Source organism: Ensifer sp. GW823-FHT05D09, from assembly GCF_058795755.1.
Genome location: NZ_JBXAIA010000010.1, coordinates 38,070 through 56,523, shown reverse-complemented (window position 1 = coordinate 56,523; position 18,454 = coordinate 38,070). Strand labels below are relative to the sequence as shown.

The following is an 18,454-nucleotide window of genomic DNA, read 5'->3' as shown; positions in this document are numbered from 1 at the left end:
ATGATAAGAACAGTCACCACCACACCCTATGGCGACCAGAAGCCCGGCACGTCGGGCCTGCGCAAGAAGGTTCCGGTGTTCCAGCAGAAGAACTATGCCGAGAACTTCATCCAGTCGATCTTCGATGCGCTCGAAGGCTTTGCCGGCCAGACCCTGGTGATCGGCGGCGACGGCCGCTTCTACAACCGCGAAGTCATCCAGATCGCCATCAAGATGGCGGCGGCCAACGGCTTCGGCCGTGTGCTCGTCGGCCGCGGCGGCATCCTGTCGACGCCCGCCGCCTCCAACGTCATCCGCAAATACGAAGCCTTCGGCGGCATCGTGCTGTCTGCCAGCCACAACCCCGGCGGCCCGACCGAAGACTTCGGCATCAAGTACAATATCGGCAACGGCGGCCCGGCGCCCGAGAAGGTCACAGACGCGATCTATGCCCGCAGCCAGGTGATCGATACCTACAAGATCTCCGACGTCGCCGACGTCAACCTCGACGCCGAGGGCACGCAGGAGATCGACGGCATGACCGTCACGGTCATCGACCCCGTCTCCGACTACGCGACGCTGATGGAAAGCCTGTTCGACTTCGACGCCATCCGCAAGCTGATCTCGGGCGGCTTCCGCGTCGTCTTCGACGCGATGAGCGCCGTTACCGGTCCTTATGCCAAGGAGATCATCGAGAAGCGTCTGGGCGCGCCCAAGGGCTCGGTGATGAACTTCATTCCGCTGCCGGATTTCGGCGGCCATCACCCGGACCCGAACCTCGTGCACGCCCGCGCGCTCTACGAGACGATGATGGCGCCCGACGCGCCCGATTTCGGCGCAGCCTCCGACGGCGACGGCGACCGCAACCTCGTCATCGGCCGCGGCATCTTCATCACCCCGTCCGACAGCCTGGCGATGCTGGCCGCCAATGCGCATCTGGCGCCGGGCTACGCCAAGGGTCTCGCGGGCATCGCCCGCTCGATGCCGACAAGCGGCGCTGCCGACCGTGTCGCCGAAAAACTCGGCATCGGTCTTTACGAGACGCCGACCGGCTGGAAGTTCTTCGGCAACCTTCTTGATGAAGGCATGGCGACGATCTGCGGCGAGGAAAGTGCGGGCACCGGCTCCAACCACGTGCGCGAGAAGGACGGCCTCTGGGCGGTTCTGCTCTGGCTGAACATTCTTGCCGTGCGCAAGGAAAGCGCGCTCGACATCGCCCGCGATCATTGGGCGACCTACGGTCGAAACTACTATTCGCGCCACGACTACGAGGAAGTGGACAGCGATGCCGCCAACGGCCTGATGGCCAACCTGCGCGACCAGCTTTCGACCCTGCCCGGAAAATCCTTCGGCGCACTCAAGGTCGCAACAGCAGACGACTTTGCCTACAACGACCCGGTCGACCATTCCGTCAGCAAGAACCAGGGCATCCGCATCCTGTTCGAAGGCGGCTCCCGCGTCGTCTTCCGCCTGTCGGGAACCGGAACCTCAGGCGCGACGCTGCGCGTCTATATCGAACGTTTCGAACCGGATCCGGCTCGTCACGACATCGACACCCAGGAAGCACTCGCCGACCTCATCCTCGTTGCCGACGAGATCGCCGGCATCAAGACCCGCACCGGCCGCACCGAGCCGAGCGTCATCACCTGAGGGGGCGCCCCAACAGGGGCGTTCGAAGGCCTGACATCGCTGTTGCACAATTCCTGAAATCGGAATCGATTGAAGGAATTGTGCAACAGGCTCAAAGCATTACAGCATCCTTTGCGTGGCAAATTCGACGCGCGGCGCTGTAGATAAAACCGAGGGGTGCCTGATTGATGTCGACCGCTGCACTGCCACCCCTCGGCGCCACGCTTACCACTGACGGCACGCGTTTTTCCGTCTGGTCGCGCAATGCCGCGCGCATCGACCTCTGCCTGTTCGACAAGGCGGGCGAAGAGGCCTTGCGCCAACTGCCGATGGTGCGCGACGGCGACGTGCACAGCCTCGTGGTCGCCGATGCGCCGAAGGGGACGCGCTACGGCTATCGCGCCGATGGCGTCTACTCGCCCGGCCACGGCCTCTGGTTCGATCCGTCAAAGTTTTTGGTCGACCCCTACGCCATCGAACTCGACCGGCCGTTCCGGCACGATCCGAGGCTCACCATCTTCGGCGAGGACACAGCCGATCTCGTGCCAAAGGCAATCGTCACCGACATCAAAACGGCAAAGCCGAAGCCGCCAATCTTTAAAGCGGGCGGACTGATCTACGAGATCGCTGTCAAGCCTTTCACCGCGTTGCGTCAGGATATCCCCGAGGCCAAGCGCGGCACGGTCGCGGCGCTCGCCGAGCCCTTGATCATCGAGCATCTGAAGCGGCTCGGTGTTTCCGCCGTCGAACTGATGCCGATCGTCGCCTGGATCGACGAGCGCCACCTGCCGCCGCTGGGGCTCAGCAATGGCTGGGGCTACAATCCGATCGCACCGATGGCGCTCGATCCGCGGCTCGTGCCGGGTGGCGTGAAGGAACTGCACCAGACCGTCGAGGCGCTGCGCAAGGCCGGTATCGGCGTCATCCTCGATCTGGTCTTCAACCATTCCGGCGAAAGCGACCGGCTCGGCACGACCCTGTCGATGCGCGGGCTCGACAACCTCGCCTACTATCGCCACGTCACCGACAGGCCCGGCGACCTGATTAACGACACCGGCTGCGGCAACACCATCGGCTGCGACCAACCTGTTGTCCAGACGCTGATCCTCGACAGCCTGCGCCACTTCGTGCTGGCCGCCGGCGTCGACGGCTTCCGGTTCGATCTCGCCTCGATCCTCGGCCGCGACATGGCAGGTTTTCACCGCGATGCCCCCCTGTTCGAAGCCATTCATGCCGACCCGGTGCTTGCCGATCGCGTGCTGATCGCCGAGCCCTGGGATGTCGGCCCCGGCGGCTACCAGCTCGGCAATTTCCCCGCTCCGTTCCTCGAATGGAACGACCGGGCGCGCGACGATATCAGGCTCTACTGGCGCGGCGACCGGCATGTGATCGGCGCGCTTGCGACAGCCCTTGCGGGCTCGTCCGACACGTTCTCCCGCTGGGGCGACGCCGGCACGCGCACCGTCAATTTCATCGCCGCCCATGACGGCTTTACTCTTGCCGACATCGTTGCCTTCGCCGGCAAGCACAATGAAGCAAACGGCGAAGAGAACCGCGACGGCCACAACGAGAACCATTCCTGGAACAATGGCGCCGAGGGTGCGACGACCGATCCCGAGATTCTGACGGCGCGCCGGCACGATGTCATGGCCCTGCTCGGCACGCTGTTTGCCTCCCGCGGTACAATCATGCTGACCGCCGGTGACGAAGGTGGGCGCAGCCAGCGTGGCAACAACAATGCCTATTGCCAGGACAATGACATAACCTGGATCGACTGGGACGCCATCGACGAGACGCTGGTCGCCCATACGGCAGCGCTTTCAGCTCTGAGGAGGCGCTTCGCCGTCTTCGGCGAGACGGCGTTCTTCACCGGCAAAGGCGATGTCGAATGGCTGCGCCTCGACGGCCACCCGATGGCGGTGACGGATTGGGAGCACCCGGCAACGGACAACCTGATGATGGTGCTGGCCACCCGGGACGGCAGGAAGAAGCGGTCGACGCGGCTCGCCGTCGTCGTCAATCGCAGCCACGCGCCGCACCCGATCCATCTGCCCGAAAGCCTCGACGGACAGTGGCAGGATGCGCTTTCCCACGAGCCCCCGCCCACTTTCGTCCCCCCTCGCTCGGTTTCCTTCTTCGTCGAAAATTTCTGAACCATTCCGACCACTTGCTAGAACTCGCCCGACCGTCCTATAGAATCGTCCGGGGGGCCACTTTCAGGACAGCCACATGCTGAAGGATATTTCACTTGCCGAAATCAGACCGCTGGTCGGCACCGAGGTCGGTGTCTCCGACTGGATCACGGTCACGCAGGAAACGATCGACAAGTTCGCCGAAGCTACCGGCGACTATCAGTACATCCATGTCGATCCGGTGCGCGCGGCTGCCGAAACACCGTTCGGCGGCACCATCGCGCATGGCTTCCTGTCGCTGTCGCTGCTGTCGGCGATGAACTACAGCTGCCTGCCCAAGATCCGCGAACAGACGATGGGTATCAACTACGGCTTCGAGAAGGTGCGCTTCATCGCTCCGGTCAAAAGCGGCGCCCGCGTGCGCGGACACTTCACCATGGCCGACGCCCGCTTCCGTGGCGGCAGCATGCTGATGATCACCTATGATGTCAGCGTCGAGGTCGAGGGCGAGCGCAAGCCGGCATTGACCGCCACCTGGCAAACGATCATCCAGTTCGACCCCAAGGACCGCCCCGCCGATGCCTGAGGCGAAGGCAACCGAGCAGGCCGTGCGCGATGCATTTCGCGACCAGGCGAAGTCCTGCGACGGGCTCGGTTCCCCGTTCACGGCGCGGCTCTGCCGCCTGATCGCCGATCGGCTCAAGGCTGACACTCCGGTCGGTGCCCGTGTGCTCGGCTGGGAAGGCGACCCGACATCCGCTGGCGATTCCGTTGCGTTGCGGCTTTGCGGCGCCCTGCACGCACTCGTGCGCGCCGACAGGGACGATCGGTTGCAGGCGAGTTATCCGCCGATCCCGGCAGACGACGAGACACTGTGGTCAGCAGTGAATGATGCTATTCTGCGCGAAGCGACTTTCATTCTCGATCGACTAAAATCGGCGCCGCAGACCAACGAAGTTCGCCGCTCGGGCGCACTGCTTGCCGGCTTCCTGACGCTTGCCCATATGTTCGGAAAGCCGCTGGTGCTGTCGGAACTCGGCGCCAGCGCCGGCCTCAACCTGCACTGGGACCGCTATCGCTATCGGCTGGGCGATACCGCCTGGGGCGATCCTGCAGCACGCGTCGTCATCGAACCACGCTGGACCGGCCCGAATCCACCGACAACAGCGATCGCTGTGACAGATCGCGCCGGCTGCGATCTCAATCCGCTCGACCCCACCTCGAAACAAGATCGCCTACGCCTGCTCTCCTACATCTGGGCAGACCAGCAGGATCGTCTCGACCGCACCAGCTTTGCCTTCGAGACGGCGGCAGCTCGTCCTGAGCGCGTCGTGCGCGCCGATGCGATCGACTGGCTGAGACAGCGGCTGGCACGGAATTTTCCCGGCGCCGTCCATGTCGTCTATCACACGATTGCGTGGCAGTATTTTCCAAAGGCGTCGCAGGACGAAGGCGAAGCTCTGATTGCCGAAGCCGGCAGGAACGCAACAAAGGACGCGCCGCTTGCGCGCCTGCAGATGGAAGCCGACGGACAGACGCCCGGCGCTGCCCTCAGTCTGCAGGTCTGGCCAAGCGGCGAAAAGTATCTCATCGGCCGCGCCGACTTCCACGGGCGCTGGGTCGAGTGGACAGGATGGCCGCACGCATGATCATCGAACCAGCCGACGGGCGTTTTGTCTCGGACTTTGAAGCGTGCGACTTCTCCTTCGAGGTGACAGAGGAAGCCGTAGCCCCCTTCGACGGACCGGGTCTCAGCGGCACGATGCCAGTGGACGCCTATCGCAAGACCTATGATGCCGACCCGGTCGAGCTCCTGGAGGCGGCGGCAGAAAGTGATGCTGCACTCTTCGTCGCTCGCGCCGAAGGCCGAATGCTCGGCTACATCGCATTGTCCATAGGCTGGAACGGCTACGCCGAGATCGACGATATCGCAGTCGATGCCTCGGCGCGCCGTTCGGGCGTCGCCGTGGCGATGATGGATAAGGCCGTCACTTGGGCAAGAGAACACAGCCTGGCGGGACTTCGCCTCGAAACCCAGTCCAATAATGTTGCGGCCTGCCGTTTCTACGCGCGATACGGTTTCGAATTGGCCGGCTACGATCGCTATCTCTACACGGCACTCACCCTGGGTACGCGCGAGGTTGCGCTCTACTGGTATCTTCGGTTCGACGCTGATTAGAAAGCAGCGCGGCTCCGGCAGCCTTGATCCGATTGAAGAGACGGAGCGCGAGAGCCCGGTCATAACGTGATCACGTGGCGGATGACCTTGCCTTGATCCAGCAGGTCGAAGGCTTCGTTGATCTCCTCGAGCGGACCGGTGCTCGACAGCAACCTGTCGACCGGTAGCTTGCCGCGCCGATAAAGCCCGATGAAACGGGGAATATCGCGGCTCGGCACGCAGCTTCCCATGTAGCTGCCACGAAGCGTGCGTTCCTCGGCAACCAGGCTGACGGCCGGAATGGCGATCTGGCTCGAGGGATGCGCAAGGCCTGCCGACGCCGTCGCTCCGCCACGGCGGGTGATGCGATAGGCAAGCTCGAACGCCTTGACGGAACCGGCCGCCTCCAGCGCATGATCGACGCCGCCTGATGTCGCCTCGCGGATCGCATCGGCCACGTCAGGATCGGTGGCGACGAAGGTGTCGGTCGCGCCAAGCGACCGTGCCAGCGCCAGCTTGTCCTCGCTAAGATCGATCGCCACCACCCGCTCCGCGCCTGACGCCACCGCGCCGAGCACTGCGGCAAGCCCGACGCCACCGAGGCCGACGACGGCAACCGACTGGCCAGCCTGGACGCGGCAGGTGTTGACGATTGCACCGACGCCCGTCAGCACGGCGCAGCCGAAAAGTGCTGCTTCCACGAGCGGCAGATCCGCCTCGATCTTGACGGCCGAACGGCGTGACACCACCGCATAATCGGCAAAGCCGGAAACACCGAGATGGTGGTGAACCGGAACGGTGTCGCAACGGATCCGGCGTTCTCCCGAAAGCAGCGTCCCCTTGCCGTTGGCCTCGGCCCCGGGAATGCACATCGCCGGGCGACCTTCCGCGCAGGGCAGGCAATGGCCGCAACTCGGCATGAAGCTCATCACCACCCGATCACCGGGCTTGAGGTCGCTGACCGCGCTGCCGACGGCTTCAACTGTGCCTGCCGCCTCATGGCCGAGCGTCATCGGCAAGGGCCGCGGCCTGTCGCCGTTGATGACGGAAAGATCGGAATGGCAGAGACCGGCAGCGCCAATGCGCACCAGCAGTTCATCCGGGCCTGGCGGATCAAGATCGACGGTCTCGATGGAAAGTGGCCGTGTCGTGGAATAGGGCCGTTCGACCGGCGTGTGCCGGAGCACCGCTGCACGTGTTTTCAAACCATCCTCCCGCTTGCAAACGGGGGCAGCTTAGCCGCCGGAGGTTTCCGGCGGCAAGGTCACATTGCAGGCCTGGCGATCATCGTTGCGGATCGACAGGCAGGCAGGAAGTCGTCGAAGCTAATGGCCGGCGTCCGCAGCCCCTTCGGACAGCATGCCGAAGACGTAAGGCGAAAAAGACCGCCAGCATTCGACGCGGAAGGTATCCTCGGCGATGCGCAGCAGCACGATTTCGACCTTGCCGAAAATGGTGCGCGAGCAGGCACCGACCGGGAAGATCGCCAGCGACAGGTCCTGCGGGCAGCCGCTGTTGACGGCCACTTCCGCACCCGGACCGCTGACGACGACTGCGACGTTGCGATGGGAGACGTCGACAGCCGAATGCAGCGCGCCGCTCTTGGCGGCCGCAGCCATCAGGTCGGCTTCGCCCTCGTCGATGACAAGCCATTCGTCCGGTCCGAGCCAGAGCGCATGGCGCTTGCCTTTCGAAGCCGAGGTCTTCGCTCGCGTCGGCAGGGTGACGCCGAGGGCGGCCGAGAGGCCGGGCAGCGCATCGGCGCCAGCCCTTAGCGACAGGCGCGAAGCGGCGGGTGCCGGCGTCAGGACCACCTCGGAAAAACCGCCGCGGGCAGTAAGAGCGCTCTTGCGGGTTGCAGTTGCCAGATCAGCCATGGAGGCGACCCCCTTCCTTGTCAAAGAACACCATGTCGCTCACCTCGACGGCAATCGTCCTGTCGGCCATCGGCACGTAGAGCGTCTGGCCGAGGCGCGCGCGACCGCCGGCAACGACGGCAAGCGCGATCGAGCGACCGCAATTTTCCGACCAGTAGGACGACGTCACGTGGCCCAGCATCGTCATCGGCTTCGGCTGGTTCGGATCGGCGACGATCTGCGCGCCCTCCTCCAGCACCACGTTCGGATCCTTTGTCAGGAGCCCGACGAGCTGCTTGCGACCGTCCTTGACGAGATCCGGCCGCTTGAGGCCGCGAATGCCGACGAAATCGGCCTTCTTCTTCGACACCGCCCAGGACAGGGCGGCATCATCCGGCGTCAACGTTCCGTCGGTGTCCTGGCCGACGATGATGTAGCCCTTCTCCGCGCGCAACACGTGCATGGTCTCGGTACCGTAGGCGCAGGCGCCGATCGGCTCGGCCCGCTCCCAGATCGCTTCCCAGACCGCCTGACCATAATCGGCCGGCACGTTGACTTCGAAGCCGAGCTCGCCGGTAAACGACATGCGGAACAGCCGGGTCGGCACGCCGCAGATCTTGCCTTCGGCCACGCTCATATGTGGGAAGGCCTCGTTGGAAAGATCGATACCCTCGACCAGCGGCGCGATGATCTCGCGTGCCTTCGGCCCCTGCACGGCGATGACGGCCCATTGTTCCGTCGTCGAGGTCAGCCAGACCTTCAGGTGCGGGAACTCGGTCTGCAGGTAGTCTTCCATGTGGTTCATCACCCGCGGCGCGCCGCCGGTGGTCGTCGTCACGTGGAAGCGATCCTCGGCAAGCCTGCCGACCACGCCGTCGTCATAGACGAAGCCGTCGTCGCGCAGCATGATGCCGTAACGGCAGCGGCCAGGCTTCAGCGTGTCCCAGGCATTGGTGTACATCAGGTTGAGGAACTGAGCCGCATCCGGGCCGACAACCTCGATCTTGCCGAGCGTCGAGGCGTCGAAGAGGCCGGCAACCTCGCGCACGGTCTTGCACTCGCGCGCGACCGCCTCATGCATGCCCTCGCCTGCCCTCGGGTAGAACCAGGCACGTTTCCAGTTGCCGACATCCTCGAACGCGGCGCCATGCGCCTCTTCCCAGGCATGAACCGGTGTCTTGCGGGCAGGATCGAACAGGCTGCCGCGCGAATGGTTGACGATCGCGCCGAAGGTGACCGGCGTGTACGGCTGGCGGAAGGTCGTCAGGCCCACCTGCGGAATATCCTTGCCGAGCGCTTCTGCGGCAATGGCAAGGCCATGCATGTTGGACAGCTTGCCCTGGTCCGACGCCATGCCGTTGGTGGTGAAGCGCTTGATATGCTCGATCGAGTGCATGCCTTCGCGCACCGCAAGCCGGATGTCCTTGGCGCAGACATCGTGCTGGAAGTCGATGAAGGCCTTGACGCTGGTGTCGGGCCCGGCGCCTTCGGCAGCGCCGATCATGCCGCCGGTCCAGCTGAAGGCATTGTCGCCGTGCAGCGTCACCTGGGCGCCACCTTCGGCACCGGCCGCGCGCGCGGTCAGTTCGCCGGCGGCCAGCGCCTCGTCGATCGTTGCCTGCAGATCATCGGTGCCGTTGCAGGCCCCGATCGACAGGCAATCCTGCAGATAGGTCCCCGGCAGGAAGCGCTGCGTGGCCGCGTCGAATTTCACCTTGCCGCGTGACTGCGAGAACAGGTGCACCGACGGTGTCCAGCCGGACGAGACGAGCAGCGCGTCGACGGCAATCTTGCGCGCCGATCCGCCGCCGTTGCGGGCAACGCTGATCGACGATACGCGCAGCTTGCCACCGGAATTGACGACGGAGTGTCCGGTCAGCACCTCGATGCCGAGGCGGCGGGCTTCCGCCAGCACCGCTTCGCCCGGGTTTTCACGGCAGTCGACGATGGCGGGAACGGCAACGCCGGCGCGCTTGAGGTCGAACGCCGCCTCATAGGCGGAATCATGTGCCGTGTAGACGCCAACCTTGGAACCGACAGCAACGCCGTAATGGTTGAGATAGGTGCGGCCGGCCGAAGCGAGCATGATGCCCGGACGGTCGTTGTTGGCAAACACCATGTGGCGCTCGATCGAGCCGTTGGCGAGGATCACCTTCTTGGCGCGCACCTGCCATAGCCGCTCGCGCGGCAAGGCCTTGTCGAGCGCCGGCAGATGGTCCGTCACCCTTTCGACGAGGCCGACGAAGTTGTGGTTGTAATAGCCAAAGCCGGTGGTGCGGGTGAGCACCGTGACGTTGTCCATCGCGGCAAGCGTCTTTACCGTCGCCTGCGCCCAGTCCCAGCCGTCCTTGCCGTCGATCGTCGTGCCGCTTTCATAGCGCAGCGCGCCGCCGACTTCCGGCTGTTCGTCGCAAAGGATCACCTTGGCGCCAGCCTTGGCGGCGGCAAGCGCTGCCGAAAGGCCGGCGACGCCGGCACCGATCACCAGCACGTCGCAATGGGCATAGCGGCTGGCATAGTGATCGGGATCCGCTTCCGTCGGCGCGACGCCGAGACCGGCCGCGCGGCGGATGAAGGGTTCGTAGATCTTGTGCCACGCAGCCTTCGGCCACATGAAGGTCTTGTAGTAGAAACCGGCGGCAAAGAACGGCGACAAGAGGTCGTTGAAGCCGCCGACGTCGAAGGCGAGCGACGGCCAACGGTTCTGCGATTCCACCTTCATGCCGTCGAAGACTTCCTGCACGGTCGCGCGCACGTTCGGCTGGCGGCGGGCCGCATCGCGCGAGATATCGAGCAACGCGTTCGGCTCTTCGGCGCCGGCGGAAAGAATGCCGCGCGGACGATGATACTTGAACGAACGGCCGACGAGATGAATGCCGTTGGCAAGCAATGCCGAGGCGACGGTGTCGCCTTCAAGTGCCGTCAGCGTGCGTCCGTCGAAGGTGAAGCGGGCGGTGCGCGCCGGCGTCAGACGGCCGGCACCTGCAATACGATTGGCGCCGCTCATCGTGCCGCTCCCTTGTCCTGTTCGCCCTTGAGAATGGCGGCCACATCGGGCTTGGGTTCGCCCGCCTTGTAGGTGGTGTAGAACCGGTCACTCACCGTGTCGCGCGCGGCATTGAAGAACCGGCCGCAGCCATGGATATGGCGCCAGCGTTCGAAGATCAGGCCCTTGGGGTTCTGACGGAGGAAGAAGAACGCCTCGAACTCCTCATCGCTGATCTCGGCAATGTTGGTCGGACGGACGATATGGGCGTCACCGGCATTGCGGAATTCGAGCTCGGAACGCTCTTCCTCGCAATAGGGGCAATAGATCAGAAGCATCTCGAAATCCTTGGCAATCAGTGCGCAACGGCGGCAGCGGCCGCCTCGTCGATCAGTCGGCCGGTGCGGAAGCGGTCGAGCGTCAGCCCGGCGGCCAGCCGATGCGGTTCGCCCCTCGCAATGAGGTGCGCAAACAGGTTGGCCGAGCCCGGCGTCGCCTTGAAGCCGCCCGTACCCCAGCCGGCGTTGAGGAATAGCCCCGGAACCGGCGTGATGCCCTGGATCGGCGAGCGGTCCTGCGTCACGTCGACGATACCGCCCCACTGCCGCATCATCTTGACACGCCGGAACATCGGGAAGAGCTCGCAGATCGCATCCAGCGTGTGGGTGATGATCTGCAGGCCGCCCGTCTGGGAGTAGGAATTGTACTGGTCGGTGCCGGCGCCGATGACGAGTTCGCCCTTGTCGGACTGCGAGATATAGGCATGCACCGAGTTCGACATGACGACACAGGGAAACATCGGCTTCAGAGGCTCGGAGACCAGCGCCTGCAGAGGCTGGCTCTGCAGCGGCACGCGTACGTCGGCCATTTCCATCAGCACCGACGAGTGCCCTGCGGCAGAAACGCCGATCTTCTTGGCCCCGATGAAGCCGCGATTGGTATCGACGCCGGTCACTTTGCCGGTCTCGTCGCGGCGGATGCCGGTCACTTCGCAATTCTGGATGATGTGCACGCCGCGGTCGGACGCGCCGCGGGCATAACCCCAGGCAACCGCATCGTGTCGCGCCGTGCCGCCGCGCCGCTGCAGCGCCGCACCGTTGATCGGATAGCGGGCGTTCTTGGCGATATCGAGCGGCGGGCAGTAGGCCTTGGCCTGTTCCGGCGTCAGCCACTCATTGTCGATGCCGTAGAGACGGTTGGCATTGATATGGCGCTTGAACGACTGCTGGTCGTGGATGTTGTGCGAAAGCATCATGACGCCGCGCGGCGAATACATGACGTTGTAATTGAGGTCCTGCGACAGGTTTTCCCAGAGCTTCAGCGAATGCTCGTAGATGTCCATGCTCTCTTCATAGAGATAATTGGACCGGATGATCGTGGTGTTGCGGCCGGTGTTGCCGCCACCGATCCAACCCTTTTCGAGCACCGCGACATTGGTGATGCCGTGCTCCTTGGCAAGATAGTATGCAGCGCCCAGCCCATGGCCGCCGCCGCCAATGATGATCACATCATAGTCCTTGCGGGGCTCGGGCGAAGCCCATTGCGGACCCCATCCCTTGTGGCCGCGCAAAGCCTCGCGCGCCACGGCAAAAACAGAATATTTGCGCATCCGCCTGTTACTCCATGAACCCCGGTGATCATTCTCGTTGGCGTTAGAAATCGCAAATCCGACGCCTGCGCAACGTTTCTTTTGCGACGCAAACGGGCGGACTTGCGCGGAGTTGCGACATCGCCGCAATCCGTCGATTGCCGCTCGATGATACACATAGCGGCCCACCATTGCGGATTTTTCAGCACAGCCTCATGTCCTCGCTGGACTTTCCGCTGATGATCTGGTATCCGCACCTTCAATCGTCGAGCTTTCGGCTCAGCGAACGTAGCTTTTTTTGCCTCCGACACCTGACGTGAGGCAACAACTCGAAACAACCAAAGGAACGGGATTTCACGTGCAGGTACTTGTCCGCGATAACAATGTTGATCAGGCGCTCCGCGCTCTCAAGAAGAAGATGCAGCGCGAAGGCATTTTCCGCGAAATGAAGATGCGTGATTTCTACGAAAAGCCGTCCCAGAAGCGCGCCCGCGAAAAGGCTGAAGCCGTTCGCCGCGTCCGCAAGCTGGCGCGCAAGCGTGCACAGCGCGAAGGCGTCGTGGCCCGTTAATTTGTCGATTTTTCGACACTTATCGATCTAAGTCGTGGCGGGGGCGAAATATCGCCGCCGCCTTTCTTTTGGTATGGACATCTTTTCCGTCGTCGGGCTAGCGTGACAATCGCAACCGGCAACGGTGACCGGTCGCGGTGTTTAGCGCCGGACGGTTTGCCGCAGGCCCTCGTAGCCTCGGCTGTGGGGCCCCGCGAGATTCGCCGGCCTCCTTGAACGGGAAGCCGATGGCTTTCGGACCTAGTCGCATTGAGGGATCGACCTTTGACACTTGCTGCCATGACTGCGGACGTCGCCGGTTTTACCACCCAAGAGGCGCGCCGCCGCCACCAGCGCAAGCCGAAGCTTGCCGCCATGTTCCTGCTCGGATCAGCTCTGCTTCTTTCGGGATGCACGACCGACGGACCGGAATCGATGGCCAAGGTCGAGCGTGAACAGGGCTCGCAAGGAAACATCGCATCGCTGTCGAGCGTGATCGCCTCCAACCCGAGCGACCCCGAGGGTTATAACGTCCGTGGCTCCGCCTACGGCCGCGCCGGCGAATACCGCCGCGCCCTTGCCGATTTCGACCAGGCGATCCAGCTCAACGCGCGCTTCTACCAGGCCTATGCCAACCGCGCGCTCGTTCACCGCAACATGGGCAACACCCAGGCAGCCCTTGCCGACTACAACATGGCGCTGCAACTCAACGCCAACTACGATGTCGCCTATATCGGCCGCGGCAATCTCTATCGCCAGGCAGGCCAGCTCGATTCCGCCTTCAACGATTTCAACAAGGCGATCCAGCTCGACACCACCGACCCGCGCGCCTACCACAATCGCGGCCTGATCTATCAGGCGCGCAACCAGCACGGCCAGGCCATCGAAGACTTCTCGACGGCGATCTCGCTGTCGCCGAGCTCGCCGGAGCCCTATAACGGCCGCGGCATCTCCTACGTCGCCCAGGGCGACGACGACAATGCGTTCTCCGACTTCAACACCGCCATCACGCTCGACGGCAAGATTGCCGAATCCTGGGCGAACCAGGCGCTGGTCTACGAGCGCAAGGGCGACAAGACCAAGGCCGCAAAGTCCTACTCGCATGCCCTGCAGCTCGATCCGAAATACGAGCCGGCGCGTGCAGGCCTTGCCCGCGTAAAAGCCACGTAAGACGCAAGCACCCCTCTTCCGTTTCAACGCCCGCGACCCGTTCGCGGGCGTTTTCGTTTGTCCGCAGCGGCAATCGAGCCTGCGGTGGCGGGCGGAACCTTCCCGGCCACCATCCGTTTGCTCAGGGAATGAAAAACGGAGACTGAGCCATGATCAAGAAGACCTTCATCGCGACACTGGCCCTGGCAGCCCTTTGCGCCGGGCCGTCCGCAGCGCAGAATTATGTCGCACTTGGCCGCCTCGTCTGCGGTTCGGACGGAGGTACAGGCATGATCCTTACCTCGACAAAGAACCTGCTTTGCACCTTCAAACCGGCCAATGGCGCGCCGGCGGCAAGTTATGCCGGCACCATTCGCAAGATCGGCATCGACATCGGCAAGACGGGCAAGAGCACCATGGTCTGGGATGTCCTGGCCAAGACCGGCACGCCGGTGAGCGAATACGCACTTGCCGGCGAATACTACGGTATCGGCGCCGATGCGAGCGTTGCCGTTGGCGGCGGCGCCAAGGTCATCGGCGGCGGCACCAACAAGGCCTTCATGCTGCAACCCGTCAACGTGCAGGTCCAGGAAGGACTGAACATTGCAATCGGCGTCGACGAGCTGACGCTTGCGCCTGCGAGCTGACAAGGCGCACAGGAGGCGCACAGGAAATGTCGGCGAGATGATCCTCGCCGACAGGCGTCGAGCTGCCGGTAAGGCCGATCCCTCCCCTATAGCGCCGCACGTCAGATATGACGCGAAAGGCTCTGTGGAATTTGGGACCTGCATGCCTGCTTTGCCGGCGGTTCGACGCAACAGACGAAAACGCCCGCCATATGGCGGGCGTTTTCTATTCCAACGTTCAGTGACGGCCGATCAGGCGTGCAGCGCCTTGACGATGTCTTCCGTCACCTTCTTGGCGTCGCCGAGCAGCATCATGGTGCCATCCTTGTAGAACAGCGTGTTGTCGATGCCGGCATAGCCGGATCCGAGCGAGCGCTTGACGAACAGGCAGGTCTTGGCCTTGTCGACGTCGAGGATCGGCATGCCGTAGATCGGCGACGATGGGTCGTCACGCGCCGCCGGGTTGGTGACGTCGTTCGCGCCGATGACATAGGCGACATCCGCCTGGGCGAATTCCGAGTTGATGTCTTCAAGCTCGAACACTTCGTCATAGGGCACGTTTGCTTCTGCGAGCAGCACGTTCATGTGACCTGGCATACGGCCGGCGACCGGATGGATCGCGTATTTCACATCGACGCCTGCGGCCTTCAGCTGGTCGCCGAGTTCGCGCAGCGCATGCTGCGCCTGGGCAACGGCCATGCCATAGCCCGGGACAATGATCACCTTGGAGGCATTGGCCATCAGGAAGGCCGCATCGTCGGCGGCCCCCTGCTTGACGGTGCGCTGGACGCCGTCGTCGACGGCAGCTGTCGCCGTCTCGCCGCCAAAGCCACCGAGAATGACCGAGATGAACGAGCGGTTCATGCCCTTGCACATGATGTAGGACAGGATCGCACCGGATGAGCCGACGAGCGCGCCGGTGATGATCAGCGCCAGGTTGCCGAGCGTGAAGCCGATGCCGGCCGCTGCCCAACCGGAATAGGAGTTGAGCATCGAGACGACCACCGGCATGTCGGCGCCGCCGATCGGGACGATGATCAGGACACCAAGCGCCAGCGACAGGAGAACGATCAGCCAGAACACCGTCGTGCTCTGGGTGAAGACCAGCATGATCACCAGCACGACAAGCGCGATCGCCAGGCCGGCGTTGACGAAGTGACGGCCGGTGAGCAGGATCGGCTTGCCGGACATGCGTCCGTCGAGCTTGAGGAAGGCGATGATCGAACCGGTAAAGGTGATCGCGCCGATGGCAACGCCGAGCGACATTTCGACCAGCGCCTGGGCATGAATGTCGCCGACGGTGCCGATGCCGAAGCTTTCGGGCGCGTACATCGCCGCGGCCGCGACCATGACTGCTGCGAGACCCACGAGCGAGTGGAAGGCGGCAACAAGCTGCGGCATCGACGTCATGGCAATGCGCCGCGCGATCACAGCACCAGCGCCGCCACCAATCGCAAGGCCGAGCACGATCAGCAGGAAACCGCCGAAGGTGGGCTTTGCCAGAAGCAGCGTGGTGACGATGGCAATGCCCATGCCGACCATGCCGTAGGTGTTGCCCTTGCGGCTGGTAGCCGGGTGCGACAGACCGCGCAGTGCCATGATGAAAAGCACGCCGGAGACGAGATAGAGGAAGGCTGCGAAATTAGCGTTCATCGGCCGGCCTCACTTGTCTTTTTTCTTGTACATGGCGAGCATGCGCTGGGTGACCAGGAAGCCGCCAAAGATGTTCACCGAGGCGAGCACGAGCGCGATGAAACCGAAACCGGTCGCAAGCCCCGAGGCCGAGATGCCGACGGCGAGCAGTGCGCCGACGACGATGACCGAGGAGATCGCGTTGGTGACCGCCATCAACGGCGTGTGCAGAGCCGGTGTCACCGACCAGACGACGTAATAGCCGACGAAGATCGACAGGACGAAGATCGCCAGACGGAAGACGAACGGATCGATCGCGCCGCCGGTGGCGCCGTGCGCGAGCGCGCCGGCTGCTTCCGCCGTTTCGGGCAGGTTCAGAGCCGCCTGCTGGACGGCAGCCACTGCCTTGTCGAGCGCATCGAGCGCTTTTTCCAATGCTTCGTTGGCCATCAAAGATCCCCCTTCTTCTTCGGCTCGAAATTCGCATTGACGATGGCGCCACCATGGGTAAGCGCCGTCGCCTTGACGAGCTCGTCCTCCATGTTGAGTGCCAACGCCTTGGTTTCCTTGGAGACCATGGTCTCGAGGAAGGTCACGAGGTTCTTGGCGTAGAGACCGGAAGCCGATGCGGCGATCCGGCCGGGCACGTTGAGATGGCCGACGACCTTGACGCCTTCGACATCGGCAACCTTGCCGGCCTCGGCACCCTCGACGTTGCCGCCGCGCTCGACGGCGAGGTCGACCGCAACCGAACCGGGCTTCATGCTTTTAAGCATCTCGCGTGTGACGAGGCGAGGTGCCGGCCGACCCGGGATCAGCGCCGTGGTGATGACGATGTCCTGCTTGGCGATGTGCTCGGCAACAAGGGCTGCCTGTTTCGCCTGATACTCTTTCGACATTTCCTTGGCGTAGCCACCGGCAGTTTCTGCCGCCTTGAACTCCTCGTCCTCCACGGCGATGAACTTGGCGCCGAGCGAGGCCACCTGCTCCTTGGCGGCGGGACGCACGTCGGTCGCCGAAACCACGGCGCCGAGGCGGCGGGCGGTCGCGATCGCCTGCAGGCCGGCAACGCCGGCACCCATGACGAAGACCTTGGCCGCCGGAACCGTGCCGGCTGCCGTCATCATCATCGGTAGCGCCCGGTCATATTCGTAGGCCGCGTCGATCACCGCCTGGTATCCGGCAAGGTTTGCCTGGCTCGACAGCACGTCCATCGACTGTGCGCGGGTGATGCGGGGCATCAGTTCCATCGCAAAGGCGGAAAGGCCGGCCTTGGCCATTTCGGCGACCGCATCCTCGTTGCCATAGGGATCCATGATGGCGATGACGATGGCGCCGGATTTGTAGCCGGCGATTTCGGCGCTGTTCGGCCGGCGCACCCTGAGGACGACATCAGCCGTCTTCGCATCGGCGATTTTGCCGATCCGGGCACCAACCTTCTCATATTCCGCATCCGGGACGCGCGACAAAAACCCGGCGCCGGCCTCGACAACCACGTCGAATCCGAGCCCCTTCAGTTTCTTCACGCTATCCGGAGATGCCGCAACGCGACCCTCGTTCGGATCCGTTTCCTTGGCAACAAAGACAATTTCGCTCACAAGTCCCCTCCCTGGCCGCAAACGAGCCAAGGCTGGAATGCGGGCATCCTGTCCGACTGCAAGGCGGCCGCTCGTGCGAGCAGGCGCCCTCCCATGTGCAAAGCACACATTCCCCTGGAGACAGGCCAGGCCTGCCCTCCACTCCCCTCACGCGGTGAGGATAAAGCGCCGCGCGTTCTCGTAAACGAACACGTCAAGGCGCTGCAAACACTCATGAGCCTTGAGCAAGGCAATCGACGCTCCCAGTCGATGCCGTGCGGCTTCAATCCGGACATCCGGACCGGCAGCCAAGGGCGGGCCTCCCCGGCCCGTCCGTGGCAAGTCTTGTCAGAAAAGCCGATTAACGAAGGAAGAAGAAACCGGCGACGTTGAGAAGGATGAACAGCACCAGCGCGCTGAAGAAGCCCATGGCGGTGAAGAAACCTGCCGCCATGGCGATCAGCAGAGCGACGCAGAACATCGTGCCGTATTTCGTTGCACTGAGGAAGAAGTTGTAGGTCTTCTCGTGTTCCGCATAATCCATTGGAGCGCCCATTTCGACGGGTCCAGAATGATGCTTAGCCATCGTACA

17 protein-coding genes are annotated in these 18,454 nt (G+C 63.5%); 8 read left to right on the top strand and 9 right to left on the bottom strand.

The annotated features are described in order from the left end of the window. The 5 genes from AC1Q80_RS24530 (at window position 1) to AC1Q80_RS24510 (ending at window position 5,919) form a co-directional block, all read left to right on the top strand. On the top strand, window positions 1-1,629 hold the full coding sequence (locus tag AC1Q80_RS24530) for an alpha-D-glucose phosphate-specific phosphoglucomutase (protein ID WP_492362126.1): 1,629 nt from the start codon (window positions 1-3) through the stop codon (window positions 1,627-1,629). 167 nt (window positions 1,630-1,796) lie between these two features. Further along, on the top strand, window positions 1,797-3,761 hold the full coding sequence (gene glgX, locus AC1Q80_RS24525) for a glycogen debranching protein GlgX (RefSeq protein WP_492362125.1): 1,965 nt from the start codon (window positions 1,797-1,799) through the stop codon (window positions 3,759-3,761). Between the two features lie 76 nt (window positions 3,762-3,837). Continuing rightward, window positions 3,838-4,326 (top strand): MaoC family dehydratase, encoded by a 489-nt coding sequence (locus AC1Q80_RS24520; RefSeq protein ID WP_173423678.1) that lies wholly within the window; start codon window positions 3,838-3,840, stop codon window positions 4,324-4,326. After that, window positions 4,319-5,389 (top strand): DUF2332 domain-containing protein, encoded by a 1,071-nt coding sequence (locus AC1Q80_RS24515; RefSeq protein WP_492362124.1) that lies wholly within the window; start codon window positions 4,319-4,321, stop codon window positions 5,387-5,389. Before AC1Q80_RS24520 ends, AC1Q80_RS24515 begins: the two co-directional genes overlap by 8 nt. Continuing rightward, window positions 5,386-5,919 carry a GNAT family N-acetyltransferase gene (locus AC1Q80_RS24510; RefSeq protein WP_492362123.1) on the top strand — a complete coding sequence of 178 codons (534 nt, stop codon included), beginning with the start codon at window positions 5,386-5,388 and terminating at the stop codon, window positions 5,917-5,919. Before AC1Q80_RS24515 ends, AC1Q80_RS24510 begins: the two co-directional genes overlap by 4 nt. Window positions 5,920-5,978: 59 nt before the next feature. Here AC1Q80_RS24510 and AC1Q80_RS24505 read toward each other — a convergent pair whose 3' ends face one another. The 5 genes from AC1Q80_RS24505 to AC1Q80_RS24485 form a co-directional block, all read right to left on the bottom strand. Continuing rightward, window positions 5,979-7,103, bottom strand: a complete 1,125-nt coding sequence (locus tag AC1Q80_RS24505) for a zinc-dependent alcohol dehydrogenase family protein (protein ID WP_492362122.1) — start codon at window positions 7,101-7,103, stop codon at window positions 5,979-5,981. Between the two features lie 120 nt (window positions 7,104-7,223). Beyond that, window positions 7,224-7,775, bottom strand: coding sequence for a sarcosine oxidase subunit gamma family protein (gene soxG, locus AC1Q80_RS24500; protein WP_492362121.1), 552 nt, complete (start codon window positions 7,773-7,775; stop codon window positions 7,224-7,226). Beyond that, complete coding sequence (locus tag AC1Q80_RS24495; RefSeq protein ID WP_492362120.1) at window positions 7,768-10,761, bottom strand: sarcosine oxidase subunit alpha; 2,994 nt, start codon at window positions 10,759-10,761, stop codon at window positions 7,768-7,770. Before AC1Q80_RS24495 ends, soxG begins: the two co-directional genes overlap by 8 nt. Further along, entirely contained in the window at window positions 10,758-11,078 is a 321-nt protein-coding gene (locus AC1Q80_RS24490; RefSeq protein ID WP_492362119.1) for a sarcosine oxidase subunit delta, read from the bottom strand. The genes AC1Q80_RS24495 and AC1Q80_RS24490 overlap by 4 nt, the downstream gene beginning before the upstream one ends. A 17-nt stretch (window positions 11,079-11,095) precedes the next feature. Beyond that, window positions 11,096-12,349 (bottom strand): sarcosine oxidase subunit beta family protein, encoded by a 1,254-nt coding sequence (locus AC1Q80_RS24485; protein WP_173423684.1) that lies wholly within the window; start codon window positions 12,347-12,349, stop codon window positions 11,096-11,098. A 337-nt stretch (window positions 12,350-12,686) separates the two neighbouring features. Between AC1Q80_RS24485 and rpsU the strand changes: the two genes are divergently transcribed. The 3 genes from rpsU to AC1Q80_RS24470 all read left to right on the top strand — a co-directional run bounded on the left by rpsU (window position 12,687) and on the right by AC1Q80_RS24470 (window position 14,674). Further along, on the top strand, window positions 12,687-12,899 hold the full coding sequence (gene rpsU / locus AC1Q80_RS24480; RefSeq protein WP_077500520.1) for a 30S ribosomal protein S21: 213 nt from the start codon (window positions 12,687-12,689) through the stop codon (window positions 12,897-12,899). Window positions 12,900-13,163: 264 nt separating this feature from the next. Continuing rightward, entirely contained in the window at window positions 13,164-14,048 is an 885-nt protein-coding gene (locus AC1Q80_RS24475; RefSeq protein ID WP_234903152.1) for a tetratricopeptide repeat protein, read from the top strand. A gap of 149 nt (window positions 14,049-14,197) precedes the next feature. Beyond that, a complete protein-coding gene (locus AC1Q80_RS24470; protein WP_173423686.1) occupies window positions 14,198-14,674 on the top strand; it encodes a DUF992 domain-containing protein in 477 nt (158 codons plus the stop codon). A gap of 231 nt (window positions 14,675-14,905) precedes the next feature. Here AC1Q80_RS24470 and AC1Q80_RS24465 read toward each other — a convergent pair whose 3' ends face one another. The 4 genes from AC1Q80_RS24465 to AC1Q80_RS24450 form a co-directional block, all read right to left on the bottom strand. After that, window positions 14,906-16,306 (bottom strand): NAD(P)(+) transhydrogenase (Re/Si-specific) subunit beta, encoded by a 1,401-nt coding sequence (locus AC1Q80_RS24465; RefSeq protein WP_173423687.1) that lies wholly within the window; start codon window positions 16,304-16,306, stop codon window positions 14,906-14,908. A gap of 9 nt (window positions 16,307-16,315) precedes the next feature. Further along, window positions 16,316-16,735, bottom strand: coding sequence for a proton-translocating transhydrogenase family protein (locus AC1Q80_RS24460; protein ID WP_077500512.1), 420 nt, complete (start codon window positions 16,733-16,735; stop codon window positions 16,316-16,318). Further along, window positions 16,735-17,883: a Re/Si-specific NAD(P)(+) transhydrogenase subunit alpha gene (locus tag AC1Q80_RS24455; RefSeq protein WP_173423689.1), complete on the bottom strand. Its 1,149-nt coding sequence runs from the start codon at window positions 17,881-17,883 to the stop codon at window positions 16,735-16,737. Before AC1Q80_RS24455 ends, AC1Q80_RS24460 begins: the two co-directional genes overlap by 1 nt. Window positions 17,884-18,223: 340 nt before the next feature. Beyond that, entirely contained in the window at window positions 18,224-18,448 is a 225-nt protein-coding gene (locus tag AC1Q80_RS24450; protein ID WP_173423690.1) for an aa3-type cytochrome c oxidase subunit IV, read from the bottom strand. Between the last annotated feature and the right edge of the window lie 6 nt (window positions 18,449-18,454).

Excerpts from the sequence above, each read along its gene's own strand:
- AC1Q80_RS24530 (WP_492362126.1), top strand. The coding sequence starts at position 1 with ATGATAAGAACAGTCACCACCACACCCTATGGCGACCAGAAGCCCGGC.
- glgX (WP_492362125.1), top strand. The coding sequence starts at position 1,797 with ATGTCGACCGCTGCACTGCCACCCCTCGGCGCCACGCTTACCACTGAC.
- AC1Q80_RS24520 (WP_173423678.1), top strand. The coding sequence starts at position 3,838 with ATGCTGAAGGATATTTCACTTGCCGAAATCAGACCGCTGGTCGGCACC.
- AC1Q80_RS24515 (WP_492362124.1), top strand. The coding sequence starts at position 4,319 with ATGCCTGAGGCGAAGGCAACCGAGCAGGCCGTGCGCGATGCATTTCGC.
- AC1Q80_RS24510 (WP_492362123.1), top strand. The coding sequence starts at position 5,386 with ATGATCATCGAACCAGCCGACGGGCGTTTTGTCTCGGACTTTGAAGCG.
- soxG (WP_492362121.1), bottom strand. The coding sequence starts at position 7,775 with ATGGCTGATCTGGCAACTGCAACCCGCAAGAGCGCTCTTACTGCCCGC.
- AC1Q80_RS24495 (WP_492362120.1), bottom strand. The coding sequence starts at position 10,761 with ATGAGCGGCGCCAATCGTATTGCAGGTGCCGGCCGTCTGACGCCGGCG.
- AC1Q80_RS24490 (WP_492362119.1), bottom strand. The coding sequence starts at position 11,078 with ATGCTTCTGATCTATTGCCCCTATTGCGAGGAAGAGCGTTCCGAGCTC.
- AC1Q80_RS24485 (WP_173423684.1), bottom strand. The coding sequence starts at position 12,349 with ATGCGCAAATATTCTGTTTTTGCCGTGGCGCGCGAGGCTTTGCGCGGC.
- AC1Q80_RS24470 (WP_173423686.1), top strand. The coding sequence starts at position 14,198 with ATGATCAAGAAGACCTTCATCGCGACACTGGCCCTGGCAGCCCTTTGC.
- AC1Q80_RS24465 (WP_173423687.1), bottom strand. The coding sequence starts at position 16,306 with ATGAACGCTAATTTCGCAGCCTTCCTCTATCTCGTCTCCGGCGTGCTT.
- AC1Q80_RS24460 (WP_077500512.1), bottom strand. The coding sequence starts at position 16,735 with ATGGCCAACGAAGCATTGGAAAAAGCGCTCGATGCGCTCGACAAGGCA.
- AC1Q80_RS24450 (WP_173423690.1), bottom strand. The coding sequence starts at position 18,448 with ATGGCTAAGCATCATTCTGGACCCGTCGAAATGGGCGCTCCAATGGAT.